We start from the raw sequence: 15,422 nt of genomic DNA, 5'->3' as shown, positions 1-15,422 counted from the left end.
CGCTTATCGGTCGTCCCCGCCCGGCCCGATATCTTCCAGATAGTCTTCGTCAATCGCACCGTGCGCCGCCGCCGCAACCGCCTCTTTCTGTGCCGGGGTCAAGTCATTCGGGTTGGCATCCGCCAGCCGCACCGTCACCTCCCGATGCGCAAAATGGATGCCTTCACGCGCAAACAGTGCGCGGATGTCTTCGTACACCTTCTTGCGCACCAGCCATTGATCGCCCGGCTTGGTCATGAACTTGACACGGATGATCATGGCGCTGTCCTGCATTTCGATCACGCCCTGGCTTTTGAGCGGCTGAATGAAGTTGTCGCCGATCACAGGGTCTTCGAGCAGTTCCTGCCCGAGCTTCTTGATCAGTTTGCGCACATGTTCCACGTCGGTGTCATAGGTCACCCGCAGAGGCAGCTTCATGATCACCCAATCGCGGGAGTAATTGGTCAGCACCTTGATTTCGCCAAACGGAATAGTGTTCAGCGCCCCAAGGTGGTGGCGCAGTTGAAAGGAGCGGACAGAGATCTTTTCCACCGTCCCCTTTACGTCGCCAATATCGATGTATTCGCCCTTGCGAAACGCATCGTCGACGAGGAAGAAGGCACCTGAGAAGATATCGCGCACCAGCGTCTGTGCGCCAAACCCGACCGCAAGGCCCACCACACCGGCACCGGCAAAAAGCGGGCTGACATTGATGCCCAGTTCCAGCAAGGCGATCAGCGCGATCGTCACTATCACAATCGCCAGGATCGCCCCTCTGAACAGCGGCAAAAGGGTTGCCAGCCTGCTGGCGCTTCCGGCCCCGCCTTCATCGCCAAGTTCAGCCTCGGTCTCGTCTACGGATTCCTCGGCAATCTTGCTGTCGATCCAGATGCGAAAGAAATTATAGACGATGTAGCCGATAAACAGAATGCTCACGACGTCGAGCAACCGGCCAACCACCGAATCCGGCAGCAACAGGTTTTCAGGGTCCCACACCCGCAGCAGCGCATAGGCACCTGCCACAAAGGCCAGTATCCCTGACACCCGGCGCGCCAGCGCCTCGTAGGTCATCAGATGCCGCCTTACCGGCTCTTGTCGTGGTTCATCATCGTCATCCGGGAGCTCTGCAACCCGCTCTTCCGCCTCGGCCGCTTCGTGCTGGCTGTTGATCTCTTCAACGTTGCGGATGCGCTCAAACAGTCGCTCGATCAGATAATTGATGCCGCCGTAGACCACGATGATGGACAGGAATACGACATAGGCGCCGGCAACCAGCGGGATCGACTCGTTCCTTTCCATCACGAGATCGAATGCGAGTTCGAACCAGCCGAAAATCACATATCCGATCAACACGGCTGACCAGGCCACCGACAGGGTCCGGATCAACCAGGACACCTCGTTCATGGTCCTCCCGCCCCGGATGGCATTCGAAATCGCGCGCCGGTTGAACAGGATCATTGCGATATTGCCCAAGGCGGCAACCAGTTCGAGTGCCCCATACAGGATGGCGTAGACATTGTAGTTCAGCCCGAAATCCGCGATCCACGTGCTGAAGACGATGGTGGCAATACTGTAACTTCCCAGGATCACCGCCCAGCGGTGGAGCCGCAGGGCGTCCTTGTCCGACAGAACCGGAATACGGTATTGCGGCAGAAACGGGGACAGCACCATTCGCCAAAGATCGGCCAACGTGCGGGCCAGGAAAAACGTCAGAAAGATCGCCGCGACCGTCAGCTGAATCGACTGGTCAGGTTCCTCTCTGAAGAACAGTATTCCGAGCAGGTAGGCGACCAGCATGCCAAACAGCGTGCCACCGATCCCCATGACAAAGCGGAAGACGAGGAACGGCATCTTTTCGCGATACCCCTGCGGGTGTTCCAAAATCCGCGCAACCACGAAACTTCTCACGATCCGCTTGCCATAGATCTCGCGCGTCGCAAACCATGCCACGACGAACAGTCCCAGCGTTATCAACAGCACGCGAAGATAGGTCGAGATCTGGCCGTCCGGGCTGGTGGCGCGCAGGATAAACGCAACCTCGTTCACCGAATTGGGCAGTGCCGCGAGGCGGCTGGCCAACGTCTCGCGGAACTGGTTCACCTCGGCCTGTGCCTTCATCAGCGGGGAGGAATGATCCATCGGCTGACCAGTTGCGGACGCGGACGTTCCGGGTTCCGTCGGTGTCGCCGCAGCCACAAGCTTGCCGCTGCCATCCAGAACGACGACATTCACACCGCTTTCCGCAGCCTGCCGTATCGCCGCGCTCAGCCCGCTGTCTGCGCTGTCGTCCCCGGACGAACTGCTGGCACCAAATCCGGGCAGCGATTGTGCGCCCCCGGAGACTGCGAAACCGCAAACCAGACAAAGGATCATCACCAGTTGAAGCAGGACACGGCTCATTCGCGATGATTTCCCAATGTTGTTTTGACTGCAAACGCTATAGGACCGCCCTTCCCTGTGCAAACCGCTTCGATCACGGTCTGCATTTCTTGGGCAATTTGTGGTTTGCAATCAACTGCAGGTCAACTAGTAGGTACGGGGCGGTCTTGCGTGCACAGCCAATCCGGCTTCTTCGCAACGTTCGGCTCGGAAATACGAAACCAAGGTTGTGGCCGTCCGGTGTCGGCCGCAAGGGCAGGCATGAGACACGACATGGTACTTTACCCACATGCGCGCCTCGTGGTGCCCGTCCGGATGCACCGGTGGCGATCATGACCCGAGCCGACGCGTCTCTGGCAAACCGCCCTCCTCGCATCATGCTCTACAGCCACGATACCTTCGGGCTGGGCCATCTGCGGCGATCGCGAGCCTTGGCCGAGGCAATCACGCGCGCCAACTCCACGGCATCTGCACTCATTCTCACCGGCTCTCCGGTGGCCGGGAGGTTTACCTTTCCGGCCCGCGTCGATCACGTCCGGCTGCCGGGCGTGACCAAACTGCGGGATGGCAGCTATGAATCCCAGACGCTGGGCATGGACATTGAACAAACCACCGAGTTGCGCGCCGGGCTGATCAGGGCAACGGCGGAACAGTACGACCCCGACATCCTGATCGTCGACAAGGAACCAAACGGCTTTCGCGGCGAGCTGCTGCCAACGCTGGACCTGCTGTCCGAACAAGGCCGCGCGCGATTGGTTCTTGGCCTGCGCGACGTCCTGGATGAACCAGCCGTACTTGCCACGGAGTGGGACCGAAAAGGGGCGATCGAGGCCACCGAGCGCTACTATGACGAACTCTGGATCTATGGGCTGCGCTCGATCTATGACCCGACCGACGGCCTCGCGCTGAGCGACAGCGTCAAGCGACGCATGCACTGGACCGGCTATCTGCGCCGAGAACTGAGCACGGACAGCCTCCCGGTTACCGACCCTTATATCCTGGTGACGCCTGGTGGCGGTGGCGACGGGCAATCCATGGTCAATCTGGTCCTGTCCGCCTATGAACAGGATCCGGCGCTTGGCCCCCGTGCGATACTGGTCTACGGGCCGTTCCTCTCGGGTGACACCCGCGCCGATTTCGAAGCCCGTGTTGCCAACCTGGACGGGCGCGTGACCGCTGTCGGGTTCGAATCCCAGATCGAAGCCCTGTTTGCCGGAGCGGACGGGGTCGTCTGCATGGGCGGATACAACACGTTTTGCGAGGTACTTTCGTTTGACAAGCGTGCCGTGATCGTGCCGCGCACGGTGCCCCGTCTTGAACAGTACATCCGCGCCAGCCGCGCCGAAGAACTGGGGCTTGTTCGGATGCTCTGCGACACGGGCGAAGGAATGGATACGCAATCGATGATCGACGCGATTCACGCCCTGCCCAATCAGCCGAAACCCTCCAGTGCGCCTTCGGACGGGCTGCTGGACGGGCTTGACTATGTCACAGAGCGTGTTGCCGCATTGTTGACCCGAAACGCGCACAAGGCGGCAGAATGACCCGGAAACTCGCGGTCGTGGTCAAGGGCTGGCCCCGCCTGTCAGAAACCTTCATTGCGCAGGAACTGGTGGCCCTCGAAGAGGCGGGCCACAGCTTTGATATCTGGTCCCTGCGTCATCCGACCGATACCAAGACCCATCCGCTGCATGATCGGCTGAACGCACAGGTGCGCTATCTGCCGGAGTACCTCCACCACGATCCGAACCGCGTCTGGAAGGCCCGCGCCGAGGCCAGAACCTTGCCCGGATACGCCGCCGCCTATGCCATCTGGCGACGCGATCTGGCCCGCGATCTTGACAAGAACCGCATCCGCCGGTTTGGGCAGGCCTGTGTGCTGGCCGCCGAGTTGCCGGCCGATACGCGCGGTCTCTATGCGCATTTTCTGCATACTCCCGCCTCTGTCGCGCGCTATGCGGCGATCATGCGCGGCCTTCCCTGGAGCTTTTCCGCCCACGCCAAGGATATCTGGACCTCGCCCGATTGGGAAATCGCGGAGAAGCTCGCGGATGACGCCACCGGGGCCACTTTCGGGGCCACCTGCACGGCCTATGGCGCCGCACAGTTGCGCCGCCTCTCCGCCGACCCTGCGCGGATCGACCTGGTCTATCACGGTCTCGACCTCGGCCGTTTTCCCGATCCGCCGGACCACGCCCCGCGCCACGCCAGCGATCCGCTGCGCCTTGTTTCAGTCGGCAGGCTTGTGGAAAAGAAGGGATTTGACCGGCTGATCGCCGCGCTGGCGCAACTGCCTGACACGCTGGACTGGCACTGGACGCATATCGGCGGTGGGCCGTTGTCAGAACCGCTTGCAGAGCAGGCCCGAACAGCAGGCATCGCCGGGCGGATCACGTGGTGTGGTCCCTGCGACCAACCGCGGGTCATCGACCAGATGCGCAATGCCGACCTGTTTGTGCTTCCCAGCCGCATTGCCGAGGACGGCGACCGGGATGGCTTGCCAAACGTGTTGATGGAGGCCGCCAGCCAGCGCCTGCCGATCCTCACCACCGCCGTATCCGCGATCCCCGAATTCATCGAAAACGACGTGCACGGCACCTTGTCCGAAGACACGCCAGCCGCATTCGCCGCCGCCATTACGAGGCTTGCAGCGGACCCTGCCCGGACCCGGGCGATGGCCGATGCCGCGCTCGCCCGCCTGCGCGCCGAATTTGTGATGGAACCGGGCATCGAGCGGCTGTCCCGCCGATTGACCCGTCTGACCGAAGGCACCTGACCATGCCTCGCGTGGCCTTTTATGCGCCGATGAAACCGCCGTCGCACCCGGTGCCGTCGGGTGATCGCGCCTTTGCGCGCGCGCTGATGGCCGCGATTGCAACTGGCGACACAGAGGTCAGTCTGGTGTCGACAGTCCAGACGCATGACAGCAAGGGCAATGCCGCCCGACAAACGAAGTTGCGCGCCGCAGCGATGTCCGACGCCGCGCGGCTGATTGACCAGCTTGCAGTCGACCCGCCGGATCTCTGGGTGACCTATCACAACTACTACAAGGCACCGGATTTCATCGGCCATGCGGTCACATCGGCCCTCGGGATGCCCTATATCCAGATCGAAGCGAGCCGTGCAAAAAAGCGTCTGACTGGCCCGTGGGGCGCGTTCGCCGCCGCCGCCGAATCCGCCATCGATGCCGCCGACGTGGTCTTTTGTCTGACCGACCACGATCTGACAGCTCTCGAACGGCACAGGCCACCGGGGCAGCGCCTGATCAACCTGAGACCATTCCTGCCCCGTAGCGCCCTGCCCGCTGCCACCGATCCAGCCCGACATCTGCCCAAGATGCTGACCGCAGGGATGATGCGGCACGGCGACAAGCTCGGCTCCTACCAGATCATCGCTGACACACTCGCCAACCTGCAAGGCACCGACTGGCAGCTGGATGTCGCAGGAGACGGCCCGGCCCGGGCCGAGGTCGAACGCCTCATGGAGCCATTTGGCAATCAGGTGCGCTTTCTCGGGCAACTGGACGCCGAGCAGATGGCCCGCGCCTACGCTAACGCCGCCCTGTTCTTCTGGCCCGGGGTGAACGAGGGCTTTGGCATGGTCTATCTAGAGGCGCAGGCCGCTGGATTACCGGTGGTCGCACAGGATCGCCCCGGTGTCCGCGACGTGCTCGCCCCCGGCACCTATCCTTTGCCCGAGGATGGCGCCACCGCCCTCGCATCGCAGATCACGCGCCTCTTGTGCGATGCCGACCTTTGCCGCGAGATTGGCGCAACCGCGCGTCACACCATTGCCCGCGACCACCTTATCGGCAGCGCCCGTTACACCTTCTGGTCTGCTGTAACACCCTTGATGGAGCGCATATCATGATCCGCATCGCCCTTTTGCGCCACGGCCACACCGATTGGAATCGCGCGGGTCGGATACAGGGGAGCAGCGACATTCCCGTCGATGACGATGCCCGCCGCGAGTTGGAACAGTTTCGACTGCCTGTCCCGTGGAATAGTGCCGAGCTTTGGTCCAGCCCGCTGGCCCGTGCCGCCGAAACCGCCCGGATCGTCGCCGAACGCCCGCCGCGCATTTCTGACGCCCTGACCGAAATGAACTGGGGCGATTGGGAAGGGCTGCGCGGCGCGGACCTGCTGGCGAAATCGGACACGGGCTTTCGGCACATCGAGGAATGGGGCTGGGATTATCGCGCACCGGGGGGCGAAAGCCCGGCAGAGCTCGAACATCGGCTGCGACCTTGGCTTGCAGGGCTGCAACGCGATGCCGTGGTCGTTTGTCATATCGGTGTCATGCGGGTGCTGCTCGCCCGCGCCTATGGTTGGGATTTTGAGGGTCCGGCCCCCTTTCGTATCAAGCGCAACCGGCTGTTCCTGCTGACGATGTCTGACGGAACACTGACCGCAGACCCCGATCCTGTCCGGCTGGAACAACAGCCATGAAGGTGATGATCGTGGTCACGCATCTGCTTGGCACCGGTCATCTGCGCCGCGCCCTGGTACTGGCCGATGCATTCTCATCCGCCGGGCACCGCGTGTTGCTGGCCAGCGGCGGGATGCCGCTGGACGTGACCCCGCCCGCCAAAATCCGCATTTTGCAACTGCCACCACTGCGTTCCGACGGGGTCAACTTTTCCCGGCTGCTGGACGATGCCGGTCGACCCGCCGATGAGGCGCTGTTCGCCCGACGCCGGACCCTGCTTTGCGAGGCGTTGACGGATTTCGCACCCGATATCCTGATCACCGAACTCTTCCCGTTTGGCCGCCGTGTTCTGAGTGCGGAGTTTTCCGCCCTGCTAGGCGCCGCGCATGCACTGGCTCCGCGACCGGTCATCCTGTCGTCTATCCGCGATATCCTCGCCCCGCCCTCCAAACCGTCCAAGGCGGATCGCGCGCAGGAATTGATCACCAACCTTTATGACGCCGTTCTGGTGCACTCGGATCCCCACAGTACCACGCTCGATCAGAGCTGGCCGGTCAGCGGCGCACTTTCGGCAAAGCTGCACTATACCGGTTATGTCACCCAGCCGCCCCCAACTCCGCACCCGGAGGGAACAGGCGCAAGCGAAATTCTGGTCAGCGCGGGGGGTGGCAACGTCGGGACCGACCTCTTTGAAACCGCGATTGCGGCGGCTCGGCATATGCCAGAGAGGCGCTGGCGGCTCCTGGTCGCAGGCGATCGTAACCGCGTGGCAACGCTGCGCGATCTGGCAAATCACAGTGCGACAATAGTCGAGCCGGCCCGCTCGGATTTTCGCAACATGCTTGCCGGGGCGGCCGCCTCGGTCAGCCTGTGTGGCTACAACACCGCGATGGATGTGCTTCAAACGCGCACGCCCGTTGTGTTTGTACCCTTTGACGATGGCAACGAAGTCGAACAATCCCTGCGCGCGCGCAGCCTGTCGAGCCTGGCCGGCATCACAACCCTGCATAGCAAGAACCTGACCCCTGACGCGCTCTGCTCTGCGGTTCGGCAGGTTCTGGACGCTCCCAGGCGCGCGCAGGGCAGATTGCGGTTTGACGGGGCGGCGCAATCCGTGGCAATCGCGACCGGCATGGCAGAGGCACGCAAATGAGACCGAACTGGACGCCGCTGGACACTGAACTCGATCGCTGGAGTGCGGCGGGTCTGTCGCTGCCGCTCTGGTGGCGCGATGACGACGCCATTGCCATGACACCTGCCCTGGACCGCCTGCAGGATCTTGCCCGGCGACTGGAGATCCCGTTGCATCTGGCCGTGATCCCGGCAGAAGCAGATACGTCGCTGGCCGAGAGCATTGACCCCTTTATGATCCCTGTGGTCCACGGCTGGTCCCATACCAACCACGCACCAAACGGTGAGAAAAAGGCGGAGTTCGGTGCACACCGTCCAATCGAAGAAATGCACGCCGAAACCGCGCAGGGCATGAACTGTCTGCGGACCCTCTTTGGCGACGCGTTTGTGCCGATGTTCGTTCCGCCCTGGAACCGCGTCGCCGCCGGTCTGCTGCCCACCTTGCCGGTCCAGGGCTTTGGGATGCTGTCGACCTTCACCCCGCGCAGCAACGCCTTTGCCGCACCGGGTCTGACCCAGATCAACACCCATCTGGACCCGATCAACTGGCGCGTGGGCAAGACCCTGCACCACCCCGACATACTGATCCGGCAGATCGCAACCCAGTTGTCGGACCGACGCAAAAACCGCGCAGACCGCGAGGAACCCTATGGCATCCTGACCCATCATCTGGTTCATGACACTGCAATCTGGAACTTTACCGAAGCGCTTCTGTCGCGGCTCCTTCAAGGGCCCACCCATATCTGGACCGCCCATTCCTGTCTGGACCGACCCCGCCCCAAGGAGACCACGCATGAGCCGACTTGATTCGATGCTGCGCCGTTTCACCGCCCAGCGGGACGGGTTGAACTGGGCCGCAGACCAGATCGCTGGCCTGCCCGGCGATGTGCTCGACCTTGGGCTTGGCAATGGCCGCACCTATGACCATCTGCGCGAGATACTGCCCGAAAGGCGCATCCGGGTCATCGACCGGGTGCTGCAATGCCACCCGTCCTGCACCCCGCCTGCCGAAGATTTTCTCGAAGGCGAGGCAGAGCCGATGTTGCGCCGTCTGAACGAACTCGGTGCACGGATCATTCTGGCGCATTATGATTTCGGCATGGGGATCAAGGCAGATGACGTGGCCGAGGCAGCGCGGCTCAGTCCACTGCTCGCGCGGGTCATGCGCACCGGCGGATTGATCGTGTCCGGACAGCCACTGGTTGGGTTCGAACAGATCTCCGGCCCCGACACGATCGCGCCCGACCGCTATCTGTTCTATCGCAGCTGACCCTTCCGCCTGCGCTTGCGTGCGGTTATATGGGTCTCAACTCAGCCTAAAGGTGCCCTATGTCATTTGACCGCAAGATCAAGATCGCCCCCTCTATCCTTGCTGCCGACTTCGCCAATTTCGGTGCAGAGTGTGAGGCGATCGAAGCACAGGGAGCGGATTGGGTGCATGTGGATGTGATGGACGGGCATTTCGTGCCGAACATTACCTTTGGCCCCGCCACCTGCGCCGCCATTCGCCCGCATATCAAGGGTGTGATGGACGTGCATCTGATGATTTCGCCGGTCGACCCCTATATCGATGCCTTTGCTGCCGCCGGTGCGGATGTGATCACCGCCCATGCCGAAGCCGGCCCGCATATCCACCGCACCTTACAGGCGATCCGGGCGGCCGGTGCCAAGGCCGGCATCGCGCTCAACCCCGGCACGCCTGCGAGCGCGATTGAACCGCTGCTCGACATGATCGATCTGGTTTGCGTGATGACGGTGAACCCCGGCTTTGGCGGGCAGAAATTCATCGACATGACCGGCAAGATTCGCGCCCTGCGCGCCCTGATCGGGGATCGCCCGGTGCATATCGAGATCGACGGCGGGGTTGATCCGAACACCGCACTGCTGGTGGCACGCGCCGGGGCCGATGTGCTGGTGGCCGGATCGGCGGTGTTTCGCGGGGGATCCGCCAGCAACCCCGATCCCTATGGCACCAACATCCGCGCCATTCGCGAGGCCGCAGAAGGCGTATATGCCTGATCAAACGGTTCCGGCATGGGCGTGCTATCCCTTGTCGCCCGTACCCGAGGAGGACCCAACTGATGACCCGTCTGTTTCCTATCCTGCTGATCCTTGTTCTCGCCGCAACCGGTGTCCTTGCGCAGGGCTATGGGAAAGCCAAGTCAGGCCTGAGCGACCGCACGACCAACCGCGTCGTACGCCTGCTGGAGCAGGGGTTGCGGCAATGCCGTGCGCTGGAATCGGTCTATCGCTATGACTGCTATCGCCAGAACTATCAGGCCGCCGGTAAACAACTGGCAGGAAACCCTGCCTATGCCCCTGCGCAACAGGCTCTGCGCGATGTGGAATACACGCTGGCCAACGTGGTAAACGCCAACGCCGACCCGGCGGCGAAACCAATGCGACGCCGGGGCAAGAGCTTTGCCGCGATATCCGAGGCTGCGGTTCCGCGCTCCAAGGCGGCCTTTACGGCCGCGCTCGACGAGGCAACGACGCAACTGCTCAGATCGGCCAACTCCGGTGGCGATCACTTTGCCCGGATCGCCAGCGCTCTGGATTCCGACAAGGTGTTCCTGCGGTCCTAGAGCGTTTCGCGCTAAGCCCGGGTCATCTGGCATCGGCTATTGCGTTGAAAACTGCGATTTCAGGCAACGTTAGGCGATTCAAATTTAACGCGAAACGCTTTGGACCTGCCGCTCAGCGCACCACATGTACGGCACAGGCCGCATGGCGCACCACCTGCGAGGCGGTCGAGCCCAGCAGCAGATCCTGCATTCCCGGACGATGCGACGCAATGATGATCAGATCCGGTAAGTTGCTTTCTGCCCAGTCCAGTATCGACCGGCCCGAGTGCCCTTCGATCACCACGCCCGTGGCATTGGGAATTGTCGCGGCCATGTCATCAAGCTGCTCCTGAATGGCATCACGGGCCGCTTTGAGATAGTCTTGGGGCATATAGGAGATCGCATATCCCGGTATGTGCTCGACCACGTGCAACAGCGTGATCTTTGCTTCTGGCGAGGCCAGCAGTTGCGCCAGCTTGAGTGGGCCGGACGTGTCGCGGTCGGTGTCGAAGGCGATCGGTACAAGTATGTTCTGATACATGGGAAACCCTCCATTGGTTCAAAGAAAGGCTGCACTATTTTGTCACATATGTCCTTGACCCAAATCAGGAAACGGGACGCCGCCCACCTTTATCCAAAAGTTCCCGTCACTTCGTACATCACCGGCTCGAACGATCGACACAGCTCGTTTATCTTGCGGTTGCGCTTGCGCATTTCGTCGCTGCGCAGCATGGCCTGAAAATCCTCGCGTTTCTGCCATTGGGAATAGTTGGCAATCCGGGTTTGGGCGTCATTGACATGCAGGCTGGCGGCGATGAACCCCGGCTGCTTGCTGATAAACGCCTCGTAGGCGTCGGCGAGCGCATCCAGCAGGTCCTGGCAAGTGCCCGGTGACATTTCGAATGTGGTGATGACGGTCTGGTGTCCGCTGTCTTTGATGATGGTTTGCATCGGTTCTTCCTTGCTATGGGATCAGCCTATCATACCTGCGACAGCCTTGCCGCAATTTCACGCACGAGTGTTTGTACCTCGGCATGTGCCGGTCCTTTCGGGGCCTCGAGCGCGGCACGCCCCTGTCCCAGCGTTTCCGCGTAGACAACCCGGTTGTTCATCGGCGATTCGGCGACTTCGGCCGCCATCGCGGCTGCCTTTTCGCCCACATCCGCAGAGAGGCGTGTTCCGGCACGCGCACGGGTCATCACCATGATTGCCGGCTTTCCGGCGCGCTCCGCCAACTCCAGAACGGCTTCCACTGCCCATAGATCGACATGCGACGTTGCGACCGGTACCAGCACCAGGTCGGCGGCCCGCAAGGCCGGGCGCAGATCGCTGTCGGCCTTTGGTGGTGTATCGATAATCACGATGTCATGGCTTTGCGCGAGTTTGCGGCACTCATAGGAAATGCCCCAGGCCGAGGCCGTCGAAAACTCGATTCCGGGTTCCTCCATCATCTCCACACGCATCATGAACCAGCGCCCGGCGCTGCCTTGCGGATCGGTATCGATCAAGGCCACCGATTTACCCTCCCGCGCAAATCCGACCGCGAGATTCACAGCCAGCGTCGTCTTGCCCGACCCGCCCTTTTGCTGTGCGATAGCGATGATATGACTCATGGACGCCCCCCAAAGTGCTGCGCCGCAGATTACCCGCTTGCCCCAAGGGCGCAATGGGCAATCACTGTTGCTGATTTTATGCAAGCCTTGGGCCGGCAACGCGTTTCTGCGCAAGGCTGGCTTTGCTGGTCAATGGCGCGCACCATCGTTCGCGTCCAGATCGCACATTGCGAGACCCGCAGGGAACTTGGAAAAAGGGATTGAGCTTCCCTCGACTGCCGGTCGAAAGTAGCCCAACCGGAAGTCCCTAACCAAAAGAAGGTCCAGAATGTCGGAAAAAGTAGCCCTCGTCACCGGAGCCGCCCGTGGGATTGGCCTTGCAACCACGCAGTTGTTCATCGAGCACGGATGGCGCGTCGCGATGGTCGACCGCGATGGAGACGCTCTGAGCGACGCGTCCACCGGACTGAACAAGGTCAGCCCGTTCGAGTACGACGTATCGATCCCGTCACAGGTTGACGCGATGGTAGACAGTGTCCGCCAGACCTTTGGCCGGATCGATGCTGTCGTGAACAATGCAGGCGTCGCCGATTTCGGCCCGATCGAAGACACCGGCTTTGATCGCTGGCGTGAAGTTATGGCAACCAATCTGGACGGTGTCTTCCTGGTGTCGCAAGCCTGCATTTCCGCCCTTCGCGACACACGCGGCGCACTGGTAAACATCGCGTCGATCTCGGGATTGCGAGCCTCGACTCTGAGAGTTGCCTACGGAACCTCCAAAGCCGCAGTCATCCAGTTGACCAAACAGCAAGCGGCCGAGCTGGGCGAATATGGCATTCGCGCCAATTGCGTTTGCCCCGGTCCGGTCCGCACCAAGCTGGCGATGGCGGTTCACTCGCCGGAAATCATCGCCAGTTACCACGATGCGATCCCGCTCAATCGCTATGGCACTGAACGCGAGATTGCCGAGGTGATCACCTTCCTCTGCTCGGACAAGGCGAGCTATGTCACCGGTCAGATTATCGCCTCAGATGGTGGATTTGAAAGCACCGGCGTTGGTTTGCCCGCCCTGCGGACCTAAGTCCGGTGGGATGGACCGGATGTGCATCAGGCACCGTTTGTGACCGATCTGTCAGGATCGAGCATGAATTCGTGGCTCTTTCGCCCGACTGGCCGTCAAAAGACCCAACGGAGACCGGTCATCATAGCGGTGCTGTCCAGAAAATCAGCATCGCGCGCATCAAAGGAATACCGGCGCAGCAAGGCAAAACCCTGAACGTTCAACCGATCAAAGGATTGCACGAAGGCAAGACCGACAGAACGGGATCGGGAACCGGCGGAATAGATATCATTCCCCTGATAGAAATCTATCGACAGCGCAGTTTCACCAACCGCCCAATAGGACCGCAACAGGCCAAGCTTTACATAGCTAAAATCACCGCCGTCGTCCTGCCCTCCGACCGCAACGGTCAGGTTGAGACCGCTGGCCTTGTGCAAGCCCGACATCGACCCGGACAGAACCCTTGCGTCTGGTTTCCAGCTGTATCCAATTCCGGATGCAAATTTGTAGTCGCCCAAATCCCTTTCATAGGTCAGCGCCGCGTCCGCGTTGGTTCCTCCGTCATCGTGAAGCACTTCGTTGCCGATGGCTGCGGAAAAGATCAGCCCATTGAACTCGGGCGAATCATAGCGCGCGCGCATCTTCCGGTCCCCGTCTGCGTAGGTGCCTGTGATGTTGGAGCCTTCGAAGTTGTCGATGAATTCACCCAGTTGCGCGATGGAAAGCGTGCCATCGGCAAAGCGCAGGAATTGTGCGGATGCGACAGCGGCCACATCGGAATAGGCCGCGACCTTGGTGCCGGAGTAGTCTACCTCGGTGATGCTGTCCGTGGCCATGCTGCCCTGCCCAAAGGTCAGGACGCCCAACCTCGGGTGTTTCAGGATCAGTTCGAGCTTGCGCAGGTTGGTTTCATCGGCAAGCCAGTCGACGTTTTGCGACGTATTCAGGTTCACGCTGTTCGACGGTCGCGGGGTGACACCGATCTCGGCGCGGAAAATGGGGCTCCAGCTTCCAAGCTGTCGGATATGCCATCGCAGACCAAGGCGCGACGTCTTGTTTGAGTTTCCGACCGGCGCATAGGTACGCCCGAGCGCTCCGTCATCATAGTTCAGGATCGCGGGTGAGAACTGGCCGTAGAAAGTCACCAGGGCACCGGTAAACAGCTGGCGGGTTCGCCAGTCGTCGGTTCCGTCCGAAAACGGCGTCAGGTCGAGTTTTCTCTCATCTGCATGAAGCGGTGCCTGCACGAAGAGGATCGACTGGGCGGTCAACAGCACAGACCACCAGACAGCGCGAAACCTGATTGGCGTCTTAAGGGACAGCGTCGGGCCGCTGGTCATGGTGATCCCTCGCGGGTGGCTCGTTTTGGACGTGATCGCGTGTGTCGCTCAATAGCAGAGGTTCTGCAACAATTTCAAATTGCAAAGCGCCCGCACCACCGGATCTGGCCGTTGTCGGGTCAGAAACGGAAACCGGCAGCGATGAACGGGCCAGAAAGCGTGATCTCGTTCGGACGCCCGCCAATGTCATGCTGCAAATTCATCGTGCGGTATCCGAATGCGGCGGACCAATTGTCGTTGAACTGATACTGTACACTGGCCAGCGCCTGCCAGGTCTTGTCGTCCGAACCCGTTCCGCCAAAATCGACAAGCGCCGTCGCCGTCCACACATCATTGATCGGCAAGATAACGCGCGCGGCGAGCAGCGGATCGACCCAACTGTCTCCGATGGAAGAGGTACGCGTGACGCCCAGCGATCCCGGCGTCAGCGTCACACCCATATCGACATCAAACCAGCGAAATCCTGCCCCGGCATCAAATTTCAGCGTCGGGCTTGAATGAAAGCGATAGAGGGCAAGCCCGGTCACCTGGGACAGCTTGGTCTCGACAACCGCTTCGGAAAACGACTGCCCGAAAGGAGTGGCTTTTCCCGCAGAGAGCTTGCTGTAGACACCGTCGACCACAAACCCCCAGGGCCCGCGGCGGGCTTCGAAAGCGGCCATAAGCGATGCGTCCAGATCCTCTAACACATCCTTGCTGCTGAGCTCAGCGTTGATCGTACCCCGCGGAGTATCCACGGAGGTATCCAGCCCCGCGAACCAGCCATAGAGAGTCGCGGTGTAATTCCAATCGGAACTCTGGGCGCTCGCCTGACCAGCTAGGAGCGCTAGTGCAGCGAAGAACGTAGCTGTCCGTTTCATGTCCGCTCCTGATTTCGAACTCCATGCGAATCCGACTGATCTCTTTAATAACGGGAGCTTGGCCAAAAGTGGGAACTTTTTTTATATGACTTGAATGTTCGGCGCCGAGGGGCCAACCGGACGTATGC

General features: G+C 61.2%; 16 protein-coding genes. 10 read left to right on the top strand and 6 right to left on the bottom strand.

Going from position 1 to position 15,422, the window contains the following annotated elements; genetic code table 11:
* Positions 1-3 precede the first annotated feature (3 nt).
* Entirely contained in the window at positions 4-2,379 is a 2,376-nt protein-coding gene (locus QO231_RS00375) for a mechanosensitive ion channel family protein (protein WP_316771881.1), read from the bottom strand.
* A 311-nt stretch (positions 2,380-2,690) separates the two neighbouring features.
* Here QO231_RS00375 and QO231_RS00370 point away from each other — a divergent pair, with 311 nt between their 5' ends.
* The 9 genes from QO231_RS00370 (at position 2,691) to QO231_RS00330 (ending at position 10,502) form a co-directional block, all read left to right on the top strand.
* Positions 2,691-3,902: a glycosyltransferase family protein gene (locus QO231_RS00370; RefSeq protein WP_316771878.1), complete on the top strand. Its 1,212-nt coding sequence runs from the start codon at positions 2,691-2,693 to the stop codon at positions 3,900-3,902.
* Entirely contained in the window at positions 3,899-5,134 is a 1,236-nt protein-coding gene (locus QO231_RS00365) for a glycosyltransferase family 4 protein (protein WP_316771876.1), read from the top strand. Before QO231_RS00370 ends, QO231_RS00365 begins: the two co-directional genes overlap by 4 nt.
* Before the next feature lie 2 nt (positions 5,135-5,136).
* Positions 5,137-6,228 (top strand): glycosyltransferase family 4 protein, encoded by a 1,092-nt coding sequence (locus tag QO231_RS00360; RefSeq protein ID WP_316771873.1) that lies wholly within the window; start codon positions 5,137-5,139, stop codon positions 6,226-6,228.
* On the top strand, positions 6,225-6,806 hold the full coding sequence (locus QO231_RS00355) for a histidine phosphatase family protein (protein WP_316771870.1): 582 nt from the start codon (positions 6,225-6,227) through the stop codon (positions 6,804-6,806). Before QO231_RS00360 ends, QO231_RS00355 begins: the two co-directional genes overlap by 4 nt.
* Positions 6,803-7,939 carry a glycosyltransferase family protein gene (locus tag QO231_RS00350; RefSeq protein ID WP_316771868.1) on the top strand — a complete coding sequence of 379 codons (1,137 nt, stop codon included), beginning with the start codon at positions 6,803-6,805 and terminating at the stop codon, positions 7,937-7,939. The genes QO231_RS00355 and QO231_RS00350 overlap by 4 nt, the downstream gene beginning before the upstream one ends.
* Positions 7,936-8,724: a polysaccharide deacetylase family protein gene (locus QO231_RS00345; RefSeq protein ID WP_316771865.1), complete on the top strand. Its 789-nt coding sequence runs from the start codon at positions 7,936-7,938 to the stop codon at positions 8,722-8,724. Before QO231_RS00350 ends, QO231_RS00345 begins: the two co-directional genes overlap by 4 nt.
* A complete protein-coding gene (locus tag QO231_RS00340) occupies positions 8,711-9,187 on the top strand; it encodes a class I SAM-dependent methyltransferase (RefSeq protein WP_316771862.1) in 477 nt (158 codons plus the stop codon). The genes QO231_RS00345 and QO231_RS00340 overlap by 14 nt, the downstream gene beginning before the upstream one ends.
* Before the next feature lie 59 nt (positions 9,188-9,246).
* Positions 9,247-9,936: a ribulose-phosphate 3-epimerase gene (gene rpe, locus QO231_RS00335; protein WP_316771859.1), complete on the top strand. Its 690-nt coding sequence runs from the start codon at positions 9,247-9,249 to the stop codon at positions 9,934-9,936.
* Positions 9,937-9,998: 62 nt separating this feature from the next.
* Positions 9,999-10,502, top strand: a complete 504-nt coding sequence (locus QO231_RS00330; RefSeq protein WP_316771856.1) for a hypothetical protein — start codon at positions 9,999-10,001, stop codon at positions 10,500-10,502.
* Between the two features lie 112 nt (positions 10,503-10,614).
* On the opposite strand, the gene QO231_RS00325 is transcribed toward QO231_RS00330, so the two are convergent.
* From QO231_RS00325 to parA, 3 genes are all read right to left on the bottom strand, one after another.
* On the bottom strand, positions 10,615-11,022 hold the full coding sequence (locus QO231_RS00325) for a universal stress protein (RefSeq protein ID WP_316771853.1): 408 nt from the start codon (positions 11,020-11,022) through the stop codon (positions 10,615-10,617).
* A gap of 89 nt (positions 11,023-11,111) precedes the next feature.
* Positions 11,112-11,432 (bottom strand): antibiotic biosynthesis monooxygenase family protein, encoded by a 321-nt coding sequence (locus QO231_RS00320; RefSeq protein WP_316771850.1) that lies wholly within the window; start codon positions 11,430-11,432, stop codon positions 11,112-11,114.
* Positions 11,433-11,461: 29 nt separating this feature from the next.
* Positions 11,462-12,094: a ParA family partition ATPase gene (gene parA / locus QO231_RS00315; protein ID WP_316771848.1), complete on the bottom strand. Its 633-nt coding sequence runs from the start codon at positions 12,092-12,094 to the stop codon at positions 11,462-11,464.
* Positions 12,095-12,362: 268 nt separating this feature from the next.
* Between parA and QO231_RS00310 the strand changes: the two genes are divergently transcribed.
* A complete protein-coding gene (locus QO231_RS00310; protein ID WP_316771845.1) occupies positions 12,363-13,115 on the top strand; it encodes an SDR family NAD(P)-dependent oxidoreductase in 753 nt (250 codons plus the stop codon).
* A gap of 95 nt (positions 13,116-13,210) precedes the next feature.
* On the opposite strand, the gene QO231_RS00305 is transcribed toward QO231_RS00310, so the two are convergent.
* Both QO231_RS00305 and QO231_RS00300 read right to left on the bottom strand, forming a co-directional pair.
* Positions 13,211-14,434, bottom strand: coding sequence for a hypothetical protein (locus QO231_RS00305; protein WP_316771841.1), 1,224 nt, complete (start codon positions 14,432-14,434; stop codon positions 13,211-13,213).
* 119 nt (positions 14,435-14,553) lie between these two features.
* On the bottom strand, positions 14,554-15,294 hold the full coding sequence (locus tag QO231_RS00300; protein WP_316771838.1) for a porin family protein: 741 nt from the start codon (positions 15,292-15,294) through the stop codon (positions 14,554-14,556).
* Positions 15,295-15,422: the final 128 nt, after the last annotated feature.

The sequence above is a fragment of the Sedimentitalea todarodis genome (assembly GCF_032595355.1).
In the GTDB taxonomy this organism is placed as follows: domain Bacteria; phylum Pseudomonadota; class Alphaproteobacteria; order Rhodobacterales; family Rhodobacteraceae; genus Sedimentitalea; species Sedimentitalea todarodis.
The sequence above is the reverse complement of the archived record's forward strand: the minus strand, read 5'-3'. Positions and strand labels throughout refer to the sequence as shown.

Coding starts and splice junctions, on each gene's coding strand:
- QO231_RS00375 (WP_316771881.1), bottom strand. CDS start 2,379: ATGAGCCGTGTCCTGCTTCAACTGGTGATGATCCTTTGTCTGGTTTGC.
- QO231_RS00355 (WP_316771870.1), top strand. CDS start 6,225: ATGATCCGCATCGCCCTTTTGCGCCACGGCCACACCGATTGGAATCGC.
- QO231_RS00345 (WP_316771865.1), top strand. CDS start 7,936: ATGAGACCGAACTGGACGCCGCTGGACACTGAACTCGATCGCTGGAGT.
- QO231_RS00325 (WP_316771853.1), bottom strand. CDS start 11,022: ATGTATCAGAACATACTTGTACCGATCGCCTTCGACACCGACCGCGAC.
- QO231_RS00365 (WP_316771876.1), top strand. CDS start 3,899: ATGACCCGGAAACTCGCGGTCGTGGTCAAGGGCTGGCCCCGCCTGTCA.
- QO231_RS00300 (WP_316771838.1), bottom strand. CDS start 15,294: ATGAAACGGACAGCTACGTTCTTCGCTGCACTAGCGCTCCTAGCTGGT.
- QO231_RS00350 (WP_316771868.1), top strand. CDS start 6,803: ATGAAGGTGATGATCGTGGTCACGCATCTGCTTGGCACCGGTCATCTG.
- QO231_RS00310 (WP_316771845.1), top strand. CDS start 12,363: ATGTCGGAAAAAGTAGCCCTCGTCACCGGAGCCGCCCGTGGGATTGGC.
- QO231_RS00360 (WP_316771873.1), top strand. CDS start 5,137: ATGCCTCGCGTGGCCTTTTATGCGCCGATGAAACCGCCGTCGCACCCG.
- QO231_RS00340 (WP_316771862.1), top strand. CDS start 8,711: ATGAGCCGACTTGATTCGATGCTGCGCCGTTTCACCGCCCAGCGGGAC.
- parA (WP_316771848.1), bottom strand. CDS start 12,094: ATGAGTCATATCATCGCTATCGCACAGCAAAAGGGCGGGTCGGGCAAG.
- QO231_RS00330 (WP_316771856.1), top strand. CDS start 9,999: ATGACCCGTCTGTTTCCTATCCTGCTGATCCTTGTTCTCGCCGCAACC.
- QO231_RS00305 (WP_316771841.1), bottom strand. CDS start 14,434: ATGACCAGCGGCCCGACGCTGTCCCTTAAGACGCCAATCAGGTTTCGC.
- QO231_RS00370 (WP_316771878.1), top strand. CDS start 2,691: ATGACCCGAGCCGACGCGTCTCTGGCAAACCGCCCTCCTCGCATCATG.
- QO231_RS00320 (WP_316771850.1), bottom strand. CDS start 11,432: ATGCAAACCATCATCAAAGACAGCGGACACCAGACCGTCATCACCACA.
- rpe (WP_316771859.1), top strand. CDS start 9,247: ATGTCATTTGACCGCAAGATCAAGATCGCCCCCTCTATCCTTGCTGCC.